This is a genomic window from Streptomyces sp. NPDC107550 (genome assembly GCF_055639095.1).
In genome coordinates this window covers 83625-102359 of sequence record NZ_JBVKBC010000010.1, presented here as the reverse complement: position 1 = coordinate 102359, position 18735 = coordinate 83625, and the positions used below count along the sequence as shown (strand labels likewise).

The window sequence follows — 18735 nt, the reverse complement described above, 5'->3', positions numbered from 1 at the left end:
CTCACCGTTCGTCGTGGTCGGGGCCGCCGTACGCGGCGTCTTCGAGTTCGCTGAGCACCTGGTCCTCCACCAGTTCCGCGAGCGCGGCGACGGTGGCGCGGGTCAGGACGTCGCGCGGGGTCAGGTCGGTGCCGAACGCGTCGTTGGCCCGGGAGGTGATGAGCAGCGCGCGCAGGGAGTCGCCGCCGAGCAGGAAGTAGTCGTCCTCGGCGCCCACGGTCGTGCCGAGCGCCTCCTCCCAGATCTCGGCCAGCACTTCCTCGGTCGGCGTGCGCGGCGGTACGTGCCCGGGCCGCGCCTCTTCGGCGGCGGGGGCCGGGGCGGGGAGCGCGGCCCGGTCGGTCTTGCCGTTCTCGGTGAGCGGGAAGCGGTCCAGCGTCACGAACGCCGAGGGGACCATGGGTCCGGGCAGGGTGCGGGCGGCCAGGGCGCGCAGGTCGGCCGGGGCCGGCGGCTCGTGTCCGGGCGCGGTGAGCAGGTGGGCGACCAGGCGGGGCAGGCCCGGTTCGTCCTCGCGGACGCTCACCACCGCGTCCAGGACGGCCGGGTGGGCGACGAGGGCGGCCTCGACCTCGCCGGCCTCGATGCGATGGCCGCGCAGCTTCAGTTGGTGGTCGGTGCGGCCCAGGTAGTGGACCTCGCCGCGGGCGTCGCGGCGCACGAGGTCGCCGGTACGGTACATACGGGTGCCGGGCGGCCCGAACGGGTCGGCGACGAAGCGCGCGGCGGTCAGTCCCGGCCGCCCGAGGTAGCCGCGGGCCAGGGCGGGGCCGCTGAGCCACAGTTCGCCGGGCACACCGTCCGGTACGGGACGCAGGCGGGCGTCCAGGACGTGGGCGCCGGTGCCGGGCAGCCGGCGGCCGATGGGCGGGGCGGTGCCGTCGGGGCGCAGGGGCGCGGACCACAGGGCGACGACGGTGGCCTCGGTGGGGCCGTAGGAGTTGACCATGCGGTGGTGCGGGGCCCAGCGGGCGACGAGGTCGGCGCCGCAGGTGTCGGCGCCGACGATGAGCGTCTTGAGGTCCGGCAGGGTGCCGGGGACGCCGGCGGGCACGGTGGCGAGCGCGGCGGGCGGCAGCAGCGTGTGGGTGATCCGTTCGGCGCGCAGCACCTCGGCCAGTTCGGCGCCGAGCAGCGGTCCCGGCCGGGGGACGACCAGGCGGGCGCCGTGCGGCAGGGACATGCAGAGTTCCAGGACGCAGGCGTCGAAGCTGGGCGTGGCGAAGGCGAGGACGCGGTCGCCGCCGGCCACGCCGTAGTGGGCGGCCTCGGCGGCGGAGAACGCGGCGAGCCCGCGATGGGTGACGACGACGCCCTTGGGCGTGCCGGTGGAGCCGGAGGTGTAGATGACGTACGCGGGGTCGTCCAGGTCGAGAGGGCGGGTGCGGTCGGCGTCGGTGAGCCGCTGCTCCCCCGCCGCGTCCTGGGCTCCGTTCGCGGGTCCGGCGAGGAGGTCGGCGACCTCCTTGGCGTCCAGGGTGAGGGCGGGCGCCGCGTCGCGCAGCATCAGCGCGATCCGCTCCTGCGGGTAGCCGGGGTCGACGGGCAGGAACGCTGCGCCCGCCTTGGTGACGGCGAGTTGCGCGAGCACCATGTCCGCCGAGCGCGGCAGGAGCAGCGCGACGAGGTCGCCGGGTCCGGCGCCGCGGGCGGCGATCCGGCGGGCGAGGCGGTCGGCGCGGGCGTCCGCCTCGGCGAACGTCAGCGTCCGTCCCGGCTCGGTGAGCGCGATGGCATGCGGGGTGCGGTCGACGGCGGCCTCGATGAGGTCGGGCAGCCGCGCCGGGGCCGCAGGTTCGAGTGCGGGGCGGGCCGGGGGCCGCAGCAGCCGGGCGCGCAGGGCGGGCGGCAGGGTGTCGAGGTCGTCCAGGCGCGCGGTGGCGTCGGCGTCGGCGAGGGCACGCAGGGTGTGCAGCAGTTGCGCGGCGAGCGAGTCGGCGGTGGCGGCGTCGAAGTACCGCTCGTCGTAGCCGAGTTCGACGGCGAGCCGGTCGCCGGGCGAGACGACGACGGTGAGCGGGTAGTTGGTGGCCTCCCGCGCGTCGAGGTCCCGTACGGTGAGGCCGTGGGCGCCCGCGGTGGCGTCGCCGACCGGGTAGTTCTCGAAGACGACCAGCGAGTCGAACAGGGCGGTGCCGTGCGGCAGCCGCGTCAGGCCATGCAGTTCACCGAGCGGCATGTGGTCGAAGCGGCGGTCCTCGGCCCGCTCCTCCTGCACGGTCCGCAGCCAGGTCCCGGCGGGCGCGGAGCCGTCGACGGCGATCCGGGCGGGCAGCGTGGTGATGAACAGGCCGGTGACGGTGTCGGCGCCGGGCAGGTCGGCGGGCCGGCCGGAGACGGTGGTGCCGAAGCACACCTCGCGCTCCCCGCTCCACCGCGCGAGCAGCAGCGCCCACGCGCCCTGCACGACGGTGTTGAGGGTGAGCCGGCTCCGGCGGGCGAACTCCTGGAGCCGGTCCGTGTCCTCGGCGCCGAGGCGGTGCGAGAGCCAGGTGCCGGAGCGGGCGGTGTGTCCGGGCGCGGGCCTGCGGTCGTAGGGCAGCGGCGTGGGGGCGGCGAGGTCGGCGAGGACGCCGTGCCAGTGGTCGCGGGCGCGGGCGGTGTCGCGGCCGGCCAGCCAGGCGGCGTAGTCGGCGAACGGCCTGCGCTCGGGCAGCCGGGGCTGTTCGCCCCGGGCGAGGGCGGCGTGCGCGGCCATGACGTCGGCCAGGACGTGGAAGACGCTCCAGCCGTCCAGCAGGACATGGTGGAACGTCCACACGACCCGTACCGCGTCCGGGCCGAGCCGGATCAGGGTGACGCGCAGCAGCGGGGCCCGGTCCAGGGCAAGGCCGCGGGCCCGTTCGTCGGCGAGCAGGCGCTCCAGTTCCGCCGTGCGCCGCTGTTCGGGCAGGTCGCTCCAGTCGAGGTGGGTGAGCGGCAGGGTGACGTGCCGGTGGACGATCTGGAGGGGCACGGGTACGTCGCGCAGGGCCACGGAGGTGCGCAGCACGGGGGTGCGTTCCACGACGTGCCGCCAGGCGTCGGCCAGGGTGGCGAGGTCGCGGGCGCCGTCGGCGACGAAGGTGATCTGCTCGACGTACAGGCCGTGTTCGGCGTCGTCGAGGCCGTGCACGACCATGCCGGCCTGGGTGGGGGTGAGCGGGTAGACGTCGGTGACGTCGGCGCCGGTGCCGACGAGCCGGTCGACGCCTGCCTGGTCCAGCGGCGCGAGCGGGAAGTCGGAGGGGGTGCGGCCGCCCGCGCCGGGGGTGGCGCAGTGACGTATCAGGGCGCGCAGTTCGTCGGCCGTCTCACGGGCGAGACGGGCGACGGTGTCGCGGTGGTGCAGCTCCTCCGAGTACGACCAGACGAACTCCAGGCGCCCGCCGACGACTTGGCCGAGCACGTCGATCAGGTGGGGCCGCTCGGCCGTACGGTCCATGCCGCCGGTGAGCCCACCGTACGGGCCGTGCAGCAGGCCGCCCGAGAGCGGTACGGAGTCCTGCCTGCCGAGGTAGTTGAAGCAGATCCGGGGCAGGTCGGGCAGGTCCGCGCCGGCTGTGGGGTGCAGGAAGCGCAGGGCGCCGTGACCGAGGCCGCCGTGCGGGACGGCCCGCAGGTTCTCCTTGACCGACTTGAGGGCGGCGCCGGTGTCCGCGCCGCGCGGCACGTCGAGGGCGACCGGGTACAGGGTGGTGAACCAGCCGACGGTGCGGGCGAGGTCGACGTCCGCGAACAGTTCCTCGCGGCCGTGCCCCTCCAGTGTGACGGCGACCCGGTCGCGGCCGGTCCAGCGGGCCAGGACGCGGCCGAGTGCGTACAGCAGGACGTCGTTGATCCGGGTGCGGTACGCCTGCGGCACGTCCTGGAGCAGGCGGCGGGTGTCGTCCTCGCCGAGGGCGGCGGTGAGGTTGCGTTCCTCGGCGGCGGTGTTGCGGCCGGTGCGGTCGGTGGGCAAGGAGGTGTCGGCGCCGAGGCCGCGCCAGTGGGCGAGTTCGGTGTCGAAGCCGCCGGACGTGGTGTGCGCGGCCAGGCGCCGGGCCCAGGCGACGAAGGACGTGCTCTTGGTGCCCAGGTCAGGCCGCTCACCTGCGGCGAGGGCGTGGTAGGCGGTGTCCAGGTCCTCCAGCAGGACGCGCCAGGACACGGCGTCGACGACAAGGTGGTGCGCGGCCAGCAGCAGCACCGGCCGCCCGCCGTCTCCCGGCCGGTACAGCGCGGCCCGCAGCAGCGGTCCCGCGTCCAGGTCGAAGTGGGCGGCGAGCGCGTCGGCGGCCTGCGGTCCTGGGGCGCCGTCGTGGACCTCCAGATGCGGGGCGGCGCCGGGCGCCTCGGTGTGCTGCCGCCATCCTCCGTCGCCGTCCGGCGCGAACCGCAGCCGCAGCGCGTCGTGGTGGTCGAGCAGGGCGGCCAGGGCGCCGCGCAGCATCGTCTCGTCGGGGTCGCGGGCCAGTTCGTACGAGACGGCCTGGGTGAAGCGGGCGGGGTCTCCGGGCAGGGTGTCGAGCAGCCAGTGCTGGACGGGGGTGAGCGGGGCGTCGCCGGTCACCGGGCCCTGCTCCGCGACGGCCGTGCCGGAGGGGACCTGTTCGGCGGCGGCGGCGAGTTCGGCGAGCGTCTGATGGGTGAACAGGTGCCGGGGCGTGAGGGCGAGGCCCGCGCGGCGGGCGGCGGACACGATCTGGATGCCGATGATGGAGTCGCCGCCGAGGGTGAAGTAGTTGTCGTCGGCGCCGACTTCGGGCACGCCGAGGACGTCGGCCCAGATGGCAGCGAGGGCCTGCTCCGCCGGGGTGCGGGGCGCGCGCCGGGCGCCCGGTGTCGTGGCGTCGGCCCACCGGGGGTCGGGCAGCGCCCCCCGGTCCAGCTTGCCGGTGGCGCCGAGCGGCAGCCGCTCCAGCGGGACGACGAGGGCGGGGACGAGGTGGTCGGGCAGGCCGCGGGCGAGGAAGGCGCGCAGCTCGCCGGGGTCCGGCAGGCCCGTGTCGCGGGGCACCGCGTAGCCGATCAGGCGCCGGTGCCCGTCGTGCTCGACGACGCGGGCCGCCGCCTGGGCGACGGCGGGGTGGCGGGCCAGAGCCGCTTCCACCTCGCCGAGTTCGATGCGGAAGCCGCGCACCTTGACCTGGTCGTCGCCCCGGCCGAGGTAGAGGAGGTCGCCGTCCGCGTCACGGCGTACCCGGTCGCCGGTGCGGTACATGCGGCTGCCGGGCGGCCCGTACGGGTCGGCGATCAGGCGGGCGGCGGTCAGTCCGGGGCGGCGCAGATAGCCGCGGGCCACGCCCGTGCCGGCGAGGTACAGCTCGCCTGGGGCGCCGACGGGCACCGGGCGCAGCCGGTCGTCCAGGACGTAGGCGCGGGTGCCGCCGAGGGGCCGTCCGATGGGCGGGTCGCGGTCGGGGTCGGCGGGGTCGCAGGTGTGGGCGGTGGCGTAGACGGTGGCCTCGGTGGGGCCGTAGATGTTGCGTACCTGGCAGCCGGGGACCGCCTCCCGTACGCGGCGCACGGTGCGGGCGGGCAGCCCCTCCCCCGCCAGGACGACGGTGTCGGCGGTGATGTGCACGGCGTCCTCGGCGAGCAGCCGGTCCAGGGCGGAGGGCACCGCGCTGAGCAGTCCGGCGCGCCAGGGCCCGGGGCGTTCGGCGAGGGCGAGCAGGTCGCGTACGACTTCCACGCAGCCGCCGGACAGCAGGGGCGCGAAGATCTCGAAGACGGACACGTCGAAGTTGAGCGAGGTGGACGCCACCACGTGTTCCAGGCCCCGGCCGGTGAACTCGGCGGCGGCCCAGTCGGTCAGCGCGAGCACCGAGGAGTGGGCGACGACGACGCCCTTGGGGCGCCCGGTGGAGCCGGAGGTGTGGATGACGTAGGCGGGGTGAGCGGGCAGCAGGGGGCCGCGCCGTTCGCCGTCGCCCACGGGGGCGGCTGACGGCACGTCGGACGCGGTCGCCGCGCCGAGGTCGCTCTCGTCCAGCGTGATCCGCGTGTACGGGCCTTCGGGCAGCCGGTCGTCCGTGCCGGTGGTGGTGATGACCGCGTCGGGGCGTACGTCGTCGAAGAGGAAGGCGACGCGTTCGGCCGGGTACTGCGGGTCCACCGGGAGGTAGGCGGCGCCGCTCTTGAGGACGGCCAGCAGCGCCACGACGAGGTCGGCGGTGCGCGGCAGGCTGAGGGCGACGAACCGCTCGGGACCCGCGCCCGCGGCGATGAGGCGGCGGGCGAGCCGATTGGAGCGTTCGTCGAGTGCGCGGTACGTCAGGAGCCGGTCGCCGGCACGGACGGCGAGGGCGTCGGGGGTGCGGGCGGCCTGGCGGGCGAACGCCTCGGGCAGCGTGCCGTGCGGGGCCGGCGCGGGTGTTCCGGCGTACCGGGTGAGCAGGTCGTGGCCGCGCCGCTCGTCGAGGAGCGGCAGGTCGGCGAGGCGGCCGTCGAGGTCGCCGGCCATCGCGGTGAGCAGGGTGCGCAGGCTCTCGCCGAGCCCTTCGACGGTGGTGGCGTCGAACGCGGCGGGGTCGTAGTCGAGGTTGACGGCGAGCGTGCGGCCGGGGGCCACGACCACGCTGAGCGCGTAGTTGGTCGGTTCGAGGTCGCGTTCCTGTTCCAGGGTCAGGCCGTGCCGGGCCGGGGCGTCCTCGTCGAAGGGGTAGTTCTCGAAGACCACGAGGGAGTCGAACAGGCCGGTGCCGCCGGGCACTTCGCTCCACGCCTGTACCTGGGCCAGGGAGACGAAGTCGTGGCGGCGCGCCTCGGACTGGGCCGTCTGGAGTTCGCGCAGCCACTCCAGCAGCGGCCGGCGCCCGTCGACGCGGGCCCGGGTCGGCAGGGTGTTGATGAACAGGCCCACCATCGAGGTGACGCCGGGCAGTTCGGCGGGCCGTCCGGAGACGGTCGTACCGAACACCACGTCGTCGCCGCCCCCGTAACGGGACAGGAGCAGCGCCCAGGCGCCCTGGAGGACGGTGTTGACGGTGAGGCCGGCCTGCTGGGCGCTCTCCCGCAGCCGGGCCGAGGTCCCGGCGTCGAGGGTGACGCGGACGGTGCCCGAGGAGGAGTCGCGGTGGGCGCCCGCGGGCCGCCGGTCGCGGGGCAGTTCGGTGGGGGCGGCGAAGCCGGCGAGGGTGCCGCGCCAGTACCGTTCGGCGCGGTCGCCGTCCTGCGCGGCCAGCCAGCGCAGATAGCCGCCGAACGGCTTGCGGTCGGGCACGTCGGGGGCGCGTCCGGCGACGAGGGCCGCGTAGCGTTCGCACACCTCGTCGAAGACCTGGGCGGCGCTCCAGCCGTCGAGCAGGACGTGGTGGAAGGTCCACACGATCCGCACCCGGTCCGGCGCGAGCCGGATCAGGGCGAGCCGCATGAGCGGCGCGGCGGCGAGGTCGACGCCCCGCTCGCGGTCCTCGGCGAGCAGCCGGTCGAGTGCGGGCGCGCGCTCGTCCTCGCCGAGCCGCGTCCAGTCGTGGTGGGCGACGGGCACGGTGGCGTGGTCCTGGACGACCTGGAGCGGTTCGGCGGTGTCCTGCCACACGAGGCGGGTGCGCAGGGCCGGGTTGGCGTCGGCGGTGCGCTGCCACGCCTCCGCGAGCAGGCGCGGGTCGCGGACACCGTGCAGGACGAGCTGCACCTGGTTGACGTAGGTGCGTCCGCCGGGGTCGAGGAGGCTGTGGAAGAGCATGCCCGACTGCATGGGCGTGAGCGGGTACACGTCGGCGACGCCGCGCCCGTCACCGCAGACGCGGTCGACGGTCGCCTGGTCCATGCGGGCGAGCGGGAAGTCCGCGGGGGTGCGGCCGCCCGCTCCGGGGCGGGCGCAGTGGGCCACGATGTCCTCGATCGCGCCCCGCATGGCCTCGGCGAGCCGGGCGACCGTGGCCGTGTGGTGGCGGCCCCTGCTGTGGTACCAGACGATCTCCAGGCGGCCGTCCTCGACGCGGGCCACCACGTCCAGCAGGTGCGCGCGCTCGGTGCCGGGTGCCTCGGCGCCGCCGAGGCCGCCCGGGACCGCGCCGACCAGGGCGGCACCGTCGGCGGTCCAGTCGAAGCGGCCCAGGTAGTTGAAGCTGACGGCGGGCGAGGGCGTGCCGGTGAGCCGGGGGTGGCGGGCGACGTGGCGCAGGATGCCATGGCCGAGGCCGCGTCCGGGCACGGCCCGCACCTGTTCCTTGACGGACTTCAGGGCCGTGCCCCAGTCGCCGGCCGGGACGGTGAGGGCGACGGGGTACAGCGAGGTGAACCAGCCGACGGTGCGGGACAGGTCGACGTCCTCGAACAGATGGTCCTCCCGGCCGTGCCCCTCAAGGCCCACGGCGACGGTGTCGTGGCCGGTCCAGTCGCCGAGCACCCGGCCGAGCGCGGTGAGCAGGACCTCGTCGACGCGGGTGCGGTAGACGCCGGGGACCTCCCGCAGCAGCGCGGCGGTGTTCGCGGCGTCCAGGCGTATGGTCACCTCGCCCACGTCGGCCGTGGTGTTGGTGCCGTCGCCGTCCGTGGGCAGCGGAGCGGCGCAGTGCCGGGCGGTGGTCTCCCAGTGGCCGAGGTCGGCGGCGAAGTCGGGGACGCGGGCGCGCAGCCGCTCGGCCCACTCCTTGACGGAGGTGGTGCGGGCGGGCAGCCGTACGGGCTCCCCGGCCACGGCCTGCCGGTACGCGGTCTCCAGGTCCTCCAGGATGACGCGCCAGGAGACGCCGTCCACGGCGAGATGGTGGACGGCGAGCAGCAGCCGGTCCGGGCGGGCGCCGCCCTCGGTGGTGAACAGGCGGGCGGTGAGCAGCGGTCCGCTCTCCAGGCGGAACCCGGCGTGCGCGGCGGCGGTGAGGTCCGCCTCGGCCCGCTCGGCGTCCCGCGCGTCGAGCGGGCAGACGTCGAGCAGGTCGGGTACGGGGGCGTCGGCGGGGGCGATGTACTGGCGCCGGACGCCGTCGGCGTCGTCGGTGAACCGGGCGCGCAGGGCGTCGTGGTGCGTCCACAGCGCGGCCAGGGCGCGGCGCAGGGCGCCGGGGTCGACGGGCGCGGGCGCCTCGACGACGACGGACTGGTTGAAGAACGCGGCGTGGGCGGGGCGCGGGTCGAGGAACCAGTGCTGGATCGGTGTCAGTCCGGTCTCGCCGCTGACGGGTTCGGTCCCGGCGACCTGGCCCGCGGAGCCGGTGACGGCCGCGAGTTCGGCGACCGTGGGGTGGCGGAACACCTCGCGCGGGCTCAGCGCGAGGCCGGCCGCGCGGGCGCGGGAGACGACCTGGATGCTGAGGATGGAGTCGCCGCCGAGCATGAAGAAGTTGTCGTCGGCGCCGACCCGCTCCACGCCGAGGAGTTCGGCCCAGATCCCGGCGAGCAGGCGTTCCGCCTCGGTGCGCGGGGCGCGGTAGGCGCGGTCGGTGCCCGCCGACCAGTCGGGGGCGGGCAGCCTGCGCCGGTCGACCTTGCCGTTGGCGGTCAGCGGGAGTTCGGGCACGGTGACGAACGCGGCGGGCACCATGTAGTCGGGCAGGCCGTCCGCGACGTGGGCGCGGAGCCCGGCGGCGGTGGGCGGCGTCGCACCGGCGGCGGGGACGACGTACGCGGCCAGGCGCTTGCGTCCGTCGTCGTGGTGGAGGCGGACGACGGCCTCGGCGATGTCCGGGTGCGCGGTGATCCTGGCCTCGATCTCGGCGGGTTCCACGCGGAAGCCGCGGATCTTGATCTGGTCGTCGGCGCGGCCGACGAACCGCAGTTCGCCGTCGCCGCTCCAGCTCACGATGTCGCCGGTGCGGTACATGCGCGTACCGGGCGGGCCGTAGGGGTCGGCCAGGTAGCGGGCTGCGGTCGCGCCGGGGCGCCGCGCGTAGCCGCGGGCCAGTCCGGCGCCCGCGAGGTACAGCTCGCCGGGGACGCCCGGGGGCTGGGGCTGGAGGGCGGCGTCGAGGACGTAGGCGCGGGTGTTGTCGAGGGGGCGGCCGATGGGCAGGACGGGGGGCAGCGGGTCGCCCGCGCGGTAGGGGCGGCGGGTGGCGAACGTGGTGGTCTCGGTGGGTCCGTAGCCGTCCACCACGGTCAGCCCGGGGCACGCGTCGAGGACGCGGCGGACGGCCGCGCCGGGCACGGCCTCGCCGCCGGTCCACACCTGGCGGGCGCCGCGCAGGCAGGCGGGGTCCTCCTGGGCGATCAGGCGGAACAGCCCTGCGGTCAGCCAGAGATGGCGGACGCCCTGCTCGCGCACGGCGTGGCGGACGGCTCCGGCGTCGAGGTCGGCGGGCGGGGCGAGGACGGCGGTGCCGCCGCGCAGCAGTGGCACCCACACCTCGTAGGTGGCGGCGTCGAAGGCGTGCGGGGAGTGCACGAGGACCCGGTCGTGGCCGTCGAAGGCGCGGTCCAGGGCGAGCGCCGCGACGTCCCGCTGCCGCACCGCCACGCCTTTGGGCACGCCCGTGGACCCGGAGGTGAACATGACGTACTGCACGTTGTCGGGGTGGACGGGGAGGTCGGCGGGCTCGTCGGCCTCTCCGTCCGGCGCCGGTGTGTCGATCCGTACGATCTCGCCGTCCGGCAGCGCCTCGCGCGCGGTGTGCTCCCATGCGGCGTCGGTGAGCAGCAGGTCTGCCGCCGACTCGGCGAGCATGGCGCGCATACGGTCGGCGGGCGCGCGGCCGTCCAGCGGGACGCAGACGCCGCCGGTGCGCACCAGGGCGAGCTGGGCGACGATCAGGTCGGCGGAGCGGTCCATCAGGACCCCGACCGCCCGCTCGGCGCGCACCCCGAGGCGGGCGAGGCGGTCCGCCGTCGCCGCCGCGCGTGCGTCGAGTGCGCGGTACGTGAGCTGCTCGTCGCCCGCCTGGAGGGCCACGGCGTCGGGGGTGCGGGCGACCTGCGCGGCGAACAGGGCGGCGACGGTGGTCTCGGGCAGAGCGGTCGCGGTGTCGTTCCACTCGCGCAGCACCTGTGTCCGGCGCTCGGGGGTGAGCAGCGGCAGCCGGGCGGGCGGCAGCGCGGCCGACGCGGGCATGCCGGACAGCAGCACGGAGAGGTACTCGGCGGTGCGGCGCACGGTGTCGGCGTCGAAAAGACGGGGGTCGTAGCCGAGACGCAGGGTGAGTTCGTCGCCCGGGTAGGCGACGAGGCTCAGCGGGTAGTTGGTGGTCTCGACGCCCTCCAGGCCGCTCAGGCGCAGCCCGTGGGCGGCGGCGAGCCCGTCGTCCACGGGGTAGTTCTCGAAGACGACGATGGAGTCGAACAGGCCGGCGCGTTCGGGCAGGTCGGTGAGGGCGCGCAGCCGGGTGAGCGGCAGTTGGTCGTGGCGGCGGTCCTCGCTCTGGTCGCTCTGGAGCAGGCGCAGCCAGTCGAGGAGCGTGCCCCGGTCGGGGACGGTGACGCGGGTGGGCAGGGTGGTGATGAACAGGCCGGTCATGGCGTCGGAGCCGGGCAGCTCGGGCGGCCGGCCGGAGACGGTGGTGCCGAAGACGACGTCGTCGCGCCCCGCCTGACGGGCAAGCAGCACCGCCCACGCGCCCTGGACCAGGGTGTTGAGGGTGAGGCCGTGGGTGCGGGCGAGGCGTTCGAGGGCGCGGGTGGTGTCGGCGGGCAGGGCGACGCGGACCTCGCGGGTGGACTCGGTGCGGTGGCTCTCCTGCGGTTCGCGGTCGAAGGGCAGGGCGGTGGTCTCGTCGAGGCCGGACAGGCGGCGCCGCCAGTGCCGTTCGGCGTCCTCGGGGTCGCGGGCGGCCCGCCAGGCGAGGTAGTCGCGGTAGGGGGGCCGCTGCGGGAGGGTGTCGGGCGCGGCTCCCGCGTGGTGGGCGAACACGTCGGACAGCACCTGGAACAGGCTCCAGCCGTCGAGCACCAGGTGGTGGAAGGTCCAGACGACCTGTACGGCGGTGTCCGAGACACGGGCGAGCGCCAGCCGCTGGAGCGGGGCGCGGGTCAGGTCGACACCCTCCTCTCGGTCGCGGGCGAGCAGGTCCCGCAGCCGGTCGTCGCGCTCGTCGGGCGTGAGGCCGCGCCAGTCCAGGTGGGTGAGGGGCACGGCGGCGTGCCGCTGGACGACCAGGACGGGTTCGGGGACGTCCTGCCAGACGGCGCGGGCCCGCAGTACGTCGGTGCGGTCGCTCACGTACTGCCACGCCTCGGCGAGGGCGTGCGGGTCCGGTACGCCGTCCAGGACGAAGGTGAGCTGCTGGAGGTAGACGCCGCGGTCGCCCTGGGAGACGCCGTGGAACAGCATGCCGCTCTGGGTCGGTGTCAGGGGCAGGACGTCCTGTACGGCGGCCGGGTCGTCGCCGGTCACGCGGTCCACGGCGGCCTGATCGAGCCGGGCCAGCGGGAAGTCACAGGGGGTGCGGCCGGCGGCGCCGGGCTGTGCGGCGTACCGGGCGAGGTCTGTGAGGGCGTCGGCGTGGCGCCGGGCCAGGGCCTCGACGGTCTCCCGCCGGTGACGCCGTACGGAGTGGAACCACGTGAACTCCAGCGCGTCGCCGTCCAGCCGGCCGACGACCTCCAGGGCGTGCGGGCGCGGGGCGTCGGGCGCGGCGTCCAGCTCCAGGGGCCGCAGCACCGACCGGTACAGGCCGTCGGCGCCTCCCGCGACGCTCATCCGGCCCAGGTAATTGAAGCTGACCTGCGCTGCGGGGGCGTCCGGCGCGCCGGGTCCCGCGAGGCGGCGCAGCACGTCGTGGCCGAGGCCGTGCCGGGGGACGGCCCGCACCTGTTCCTTGACCTGCTTGAGCACGGCGTCCCAGCCGGCGTCCTCGGGGACGGCGAGGGCGACGGGGTGGCGAGTGGTGAACCAGCCGAGGGTGCGGCCGATGTCCAGGTCGGAGAAGAGTTCCTGACGGCCGTGGCCCTCGACGTCGACCAGTACGCGCTCGTGTCCGCTCCACGCGCACAGGGCCCGGCCCAGCGCGCTCAGCAGCACGTCGTCGGCCTGGGTGCGGTAGGTCTCGGGCAGGGTCCGCAGCAGGGCCGCGGTGTCGTCGGCGCTCAGCCGTACGGTGACGGCTCCTACGGAGGCGTAGGTGTCGGCGCCGGTCAGGTCGGCGGGCAGCTCGCCCCGGGCTCCGGCGACGGCCTCGGCCCAGTAGGGCGTCTCGTCGGCGAAGCCGCCCGCGGTGGCGTGGGCGTCGAGCCTGCGGGCCCACTGGCGCAGCGGCGAGGACGGCGCGGGCAGCGCGGCGGCGCCGTCGCGTCCGGCGCGGCGGGCGAGGTAGGCGCGTTCGAGGTCGTCGAGGAGCAGCCGCCAGGAGACGCCGTCGACCACCAGGTGGTGGACGGCCAGGTGCAGGGCGGGTTCCTGGCCGGGGCCGCGGTCGTGCAGCACGGCGCGCAGCAGGGGGCCTCGGGCGAGGTCGAAGGGGCCGAAGTGCGGGGTGTCGCTGTCGGGGCCGGTGTGGCGGGCGAGGGTCAGGCGCGGGGCCCGCTCGGGTATGTGCCAGCGGATCGCGTCCGCGCCGCTGCCGTCGGCGCCGGGGTCCAGGTCCGGGCCCGGGGTGAAGCGGGAGCGCAGGGCGTCGTGGTGGGCGACGAGGTCGTTGAGGGCGTCCTCAAGCGCCGCTTCGTCCAGGTCGCCGGGCAGCAGGACGGTGAGCGCCTGGGCGTAGTGGCCGGCCCGTTCGCCGAGCGCGTCGAACAGCCAGTGCTGGATGGGCGTGAGCGGGGCTTCACCCGTGGCGCTCTCCGGCTCGGGCGCGGCCGGCTGGAGGGGGGCGGCGGCGTCGGCGCAGCGGGCGAGCGCGGCGACGGTCTGGTGCCGGTAGACGTCGCGGGAGGTGAGCGCGAGGCCCTCGGCGCGGGCGCGGGCGACGACCTGGATGCTGACGATGGAGTCGCCGCCGAGTTCGAAGAAGTTGTCGTCGACGCCGACGCGTTCCAGCTCCAGTACGTCCGCGAGGATCGCGGCGAGGACGCGTTCGGTGGGGGTGCGCGGGGCGACGAGCCGTACGGCGCGGACGGCGGGCCCCGGGTCGGGCAGCCGGGCCCGGTCCACCTTGCCGTTGGGGTTGAGCGGCAGCTCGGCGAGGACGACGACGGTCGAGGGGACCATGTAGTCGGGCAGGGTGCGGGCCAGTTCGCCGCGTACGGTCTCGGGCTCGACCCGCTCCCCGGGCGCGGGCACGACGTAGCCGACCAGGCGTCGGTGGCCGTCCGCGGCGACGGCGGCGGCCTCGGCGACCGCCGTGCAGCCGCGCAACGCCTCCTCGACCTCGCCCAGTTCGATGCGGAAGCCGCGCACCTTGACCTGCTGGTCGGTGCGGCCGACGTACTCCAGCTCGCCGTCGGGCCGCCTGCGCACCAGGTCGCCGGTGCGGTACATGCGCTCCCCCGGCGTACCGAACGGGTCCGGGACGAACCTGGTCGCGGTCAGTGCGGGACGGCCGAGATAGCCGCGGGCGAGACCGGGGCCGCCGAGGTACAGCTCGCCGGTGACGCCGGGCGGCTGCGGGCGCAGGGAGCGGTCGAGGACGTAGGCGCGGGTGCGGGCCACGGCGCGGCCGATGGGCGGGGCCTGGCCGGGCAGGTGTGCGCCGCCGAACCAGGCGGTGGCGTACACGGTGGCCTCGGTGGGGCCGTAGATGTTCGCGAGGGCGCAGCCGGGCATGGCGGCACGCACCTCGTGGGCCGTCTGGGCCGACAGGGCCTCTCCCGCGAGGACGACGGTGTCCGCGACAACCGGGGGCGCGCCGTCCGCGACCAGCCGGGACACGACGGACGGCACGCCGCTGAGCAGGCCGGCGCGCCGGCCGCCCGGGGTGTCGGCGAGGGCGGGCAGGTCGGCGACGACCTCGACGGTGCCGCCGGCGGTCAGCGGGCACAGCAGCTCGAAGACGGAGACGTCGAAGTTGAGGGAGGTGGAGGCGATGACGTGGCCGAGGCCGTCCGCGCCGAACGTGTCCCGCGCCCACGCGGCCAGTTCACCGACACCGCGGTGGGTGACGACGACGCCCTTGGGGCGGCCCGTGGAGCCGGAGGTGTAGATGACGTAGGCGGGGTGGTCGGGCAGCAGGGGGCGGGCCGGTACGGCGGCGCCGGTGTCCTCGCCCTCCCCCGCGCAGTCCTCCAGCAGGAGCGGGGCGTGCTCCTCGGGCAGGGCGTGCGCGGTCGCGCGGGTGGCGACGACGAGCGCGGGCCGGGCGTCGTCGAGCATGAAGCGGACGCGGTCGGCCGGGTAGGCGGGGTCCACGGGCAGATATCCGGCGCCGCACTTGAGGACCGCCCACAGGACGGTCACCAGTTCCGCGGTGCGGGGCAGGCACAGCGCGATCAGCGACTCGGGGCCCGCGCCCCGGGCGGCGAACAGCCGGGCCAGGTGGTCGGAGCGCCGGTCGAGTTCGGCGTAGTCGAGGCGGTCCGTGCCGCAGACGACGGCGGTCCGGTCGGGCGTCAGGGCCGCCTGGGCGCGCAGCAGTTGGGGAAGCGTGGCGCCGCCGGTCTCGCGGGAGGGCAGGGCGGGCGGGTTCCAGGCGTCCACGAGGGTGCGCTGCTCGTCGGCGGAGAGCATGGGCAGTTCGGCCAGGGGGCGGCCGGGCCCGTCGGCCATGCCGTCCAGGAGCCGGTGCAGGTGGCGGGTGAGGCGGGCGACGGTCGCCGCGTCGAACAGGTCGGTGTTGTACTCGACGGTGAGCACGCAGTCGGCGTCCGCCCCGGCCTGTGGCGCGAACTCCAGGACGAGGTCGAAGCGGGCGGCCGGGCGGGGCAGCGGGTGGTCCTCGAAGCGCACCCCGCCGGAGCGCGGCGGGAGCACGGGCGCGGTCTGCTGGACGACGAGGGCCTGCACGAGCGGGGTGCGGCTGGCGTCGCGGGGCGGGGCCAGTTCCTCGACGACGCGGTCGAAGGGCACGGCGTCGTGGGCGAAGGCGTCGAGCACGGTGGAGCGCATGCGTTCCACGAAGGCGTCGACGCTCAGCCGCTCGTCCACGTCCCCGCGCAGCACCACCGTATTGGCGAAGAAGCCGGGCACGTCCTCCAGTTCGCGGTGGGCGCGGCCGTTGGTGACGGTGCCGAACGCCACGTCGCGCTGGCCGGAGTAGCGGGAGAACAGCAGGGCGGCGGCCGCGGCGTACAGGGTGAACGGGGTCGCGCCCCGGCCCTGCGCGAGGCGGCGCAGCCGGCCCACCAGGTCGCCGGGGATGCGGTGGCGGTGGGCGGCGCCCGCGGTGGTGCGCTCCGGCGGCCGGACCCGGTCGGTCGGCAGCTCCAGGTGGGGCAGGTCCGCCAACTGGCGCTTCCAGTAGGCGAGGTCGGCGGTGTGCGTGCCGCCGGTGTCCCGCTGCCGCTGCTCCCATACGGCGAAGTCGGGGTACTGGAGCGCCGGTTCGGGCAGGAGGTCGGGCTCGCCGGTGGCCTCGGCGTGGTGGAGGGCGGCCAGTTCGCGGGTGAGGACGCCCACGGACCAGCCGTCGGTGACGATGTGGTGCTGGGCGAGGAGCAGCAGGTGGTCGTCGTCGGCCAGGCGCACCAGCAGGGCGCGGGTGAGCGGCCCGGCGGCGAGGTCGTAGGGGCGGCTCAGCTCCTCGGTGAGCGTCCGCTCGGCGGCCTGGGCGCGCTCCCGCGCGGGTACGGCGCTCAGGTCGGCGGTGCGTACGGGCAGGTCGGGCGCGGGCGCGACGCGCTGGACGGCCCGGCCGTCCACGGTGGCGAAGGTGGTGCGCAGGGAGTCGTGCCGGGCGGCGAGCCGGTGCAGGGCGCGGCGCAGGGCGTCCTCGTCGAGCGGGCCGCGCAGCCGCAGGGTCAGGCCGGTGTTGTACTCGCTGCCGCCCGCGGTCAGGTCGTCGAGGAACCACAGCCGGCGCTGCGCGCTGGACAGCGGCAGCGCGCCGTCGCGCGGGGCGGGGCGCATCGGTTCGCGGGGTGCGGCGGGGCCGGTCTCGGTCAGCGGGGCCAGGGCGGCGACGGTGCGGGCGGTGAAGAGGTCCCGGACCGTGAGGTGGACGCCGAGTTCGTCGCGGACGCGGGCCATGAGGCGGGCCGCGAGGATCGAGTCGCCGCCGAGGTCGAGGAAGTCCTCGGTGACGCCCACCTCGTCCACGCCGAGCACCTCGGCCCACAGGGCGGCGAGGGCGCGTTCGGCGGGGGTGCGGGGGGCGACGAGGCCGGCGGGGGCGGTGCGGGCGGGGGCGGGCAGGGCGCGCAGGTCGGTCTTGTTCTGGGGGGTGAGCGGGAGCCGGTCCAGGACGACGACGGCGGCGGGCACCATGTGGGCGGGCAGGGTGCCGGCCACGGCCGCGCGCAGGGCCGCGGGTTCGGGGCGGCGGCCGGGGGCGGCCGGGGTGACGTAACCGACCAGGCGCCGGCGGCCCGGTTCGTCCTCGCGGACGACGACGACGGCCTCCTCCACGTCCTCGGCGCGGCGCAGCGCGGCCTCGATCTCGCCGGGTTCGACACGGAAGCCGCGGATCTTGATCTGCCGGTCGAGGCGCCCGAGGAACTCCAGTGCGCCGTCGGCGTCGCGGCGGACCCGGTCGCCGGTGCGGTACATGCGGCTGCCGGGCGGCCCGTAGGGGTCGGCGAGGAAGCGGGTGGCGGTCAGTCCGGGGCGGCCGTGGTAGCCGCGGGCGACGGCGTCGCCGCCGATGAACAGCTCGCCCGCCGTCCCGTCCGGCACGGGGCGCAGCGCGTCGTCGAGGACGTGGACGCGGGTGTGCGGCAGCGCGCGGCCTATGGCGGGGGTGCCCGAGCCGGGGGTGAGGGGGCCGGTCCAGGTGGCGACGATGGTGGCCTCGGTCGGCCCGTACGAGTTGATCATCCGGCGTCCTGCCGCCCAGCGGTCGACGAGGGCGGCCGGGCATGCCTCGGCGCCGACGATCAGGGTGCGCAGGGAGTGTGCGGTGCCGTCCGCCGGGTCGGGGAGGGTGGCGAGGGCGGCGGGCGGTATCAGGGCGTGCGTGACGCGGTGCCGGTCCAGGACGGCGGCCAGTTCCTCGCCGAGCCAGGGGCCTTCGGGCGGGACGACGAGGGTGGCGCCGGCGAGGACGGAGATGAACAGTTCCAGTACGGAGGCGTCGAAGCTCGGCGAGGAGAACTGCAGGACGCGGTCGCCGGGGCCCACCGCGTACCGGGGGGCCGCGGCCGAGGTGAAGCCGCCGATGCCGCGGTGGGTGACGGTGACGCCCTTGGGGCGGCCCGTGGAGCCGGAGGTGTAGATGACGTAGGCGGCGTGGTCGGGGTCGGCGCCGGGCTGTTCCTGGTCCGCGCGCGGCACGTCGGGTTCCCGCTCCAGCAGCTCGGCCGTGTGCCGGGGGTCGTCGAGGACCACGGCGGGCGCGGCGTCGGCGAGCATGAGGGCGCGTCGCTCGGCCGGGTAGGCGGGGTCCACCGGGAGGAACGCGGCGCCCGCGCGGGCCACGGCGAGTTCGGCCGCGATGAGTTCCATGGAGCGCGGCAGGACGAGGGCGACCACGCGGTCCGGTCCCGCGCCCAGCTCCCGCAGGTGGCCCGCCATCCGGTCGGCCCGCGCCGCCAGCTCCCGGTAGCTCCAGACGCGGCGGCCGTCGGTGAGGGCGGGCGCGTCGGGGGTGCGGCAGACCCAGGCGGCGAACAGCTCACCGAGCGTCAGGAAGGGCCGCGCCGCCGGGGGGACGGCGCCGTCGGGCGCTTCGGCACTGCGGTCGTCCTGCGGCGCGTGGGCCGCGGAGCCGGGCTTGTCGTGCAGGTCCGTCATGGGTCAAGTCCTTCGCGGGGCGGGCACGGAGCGGAGCGGACAGGGCGGAGCCGGGGCGGGGTGCGGGGCCGGAGTGACGCGGTACGGGGTGCGGGGGCCGGAGGAGACGGGTGCGGGGCGCCGGAGTGAACGGGGGC

The 18735-nt window shown here is 76.3% G+C and carries 1 protein-coding gene; it reads right to left on the bottom strand.

Features of this window, described 5'->3' with window-relative positions:
• Window position 1: 1 nt before the first annotated feature.
• Window positions 2–18598 carry a non-ribosomal peptide synthetase gene (locus tag ACZ7LY_RS16430; RefSeq protein WP_471625265.1) on the bottom strand — a complete coding sequence of 6199 codons (18597 nt, stop codon included), beginning with the start codon at window positions 18596–18598 and terminating at the stop codon, window positions 2–4.
• Between the last annotated feature and the right edge of the window lie 137 nt (window positions 18599–18735).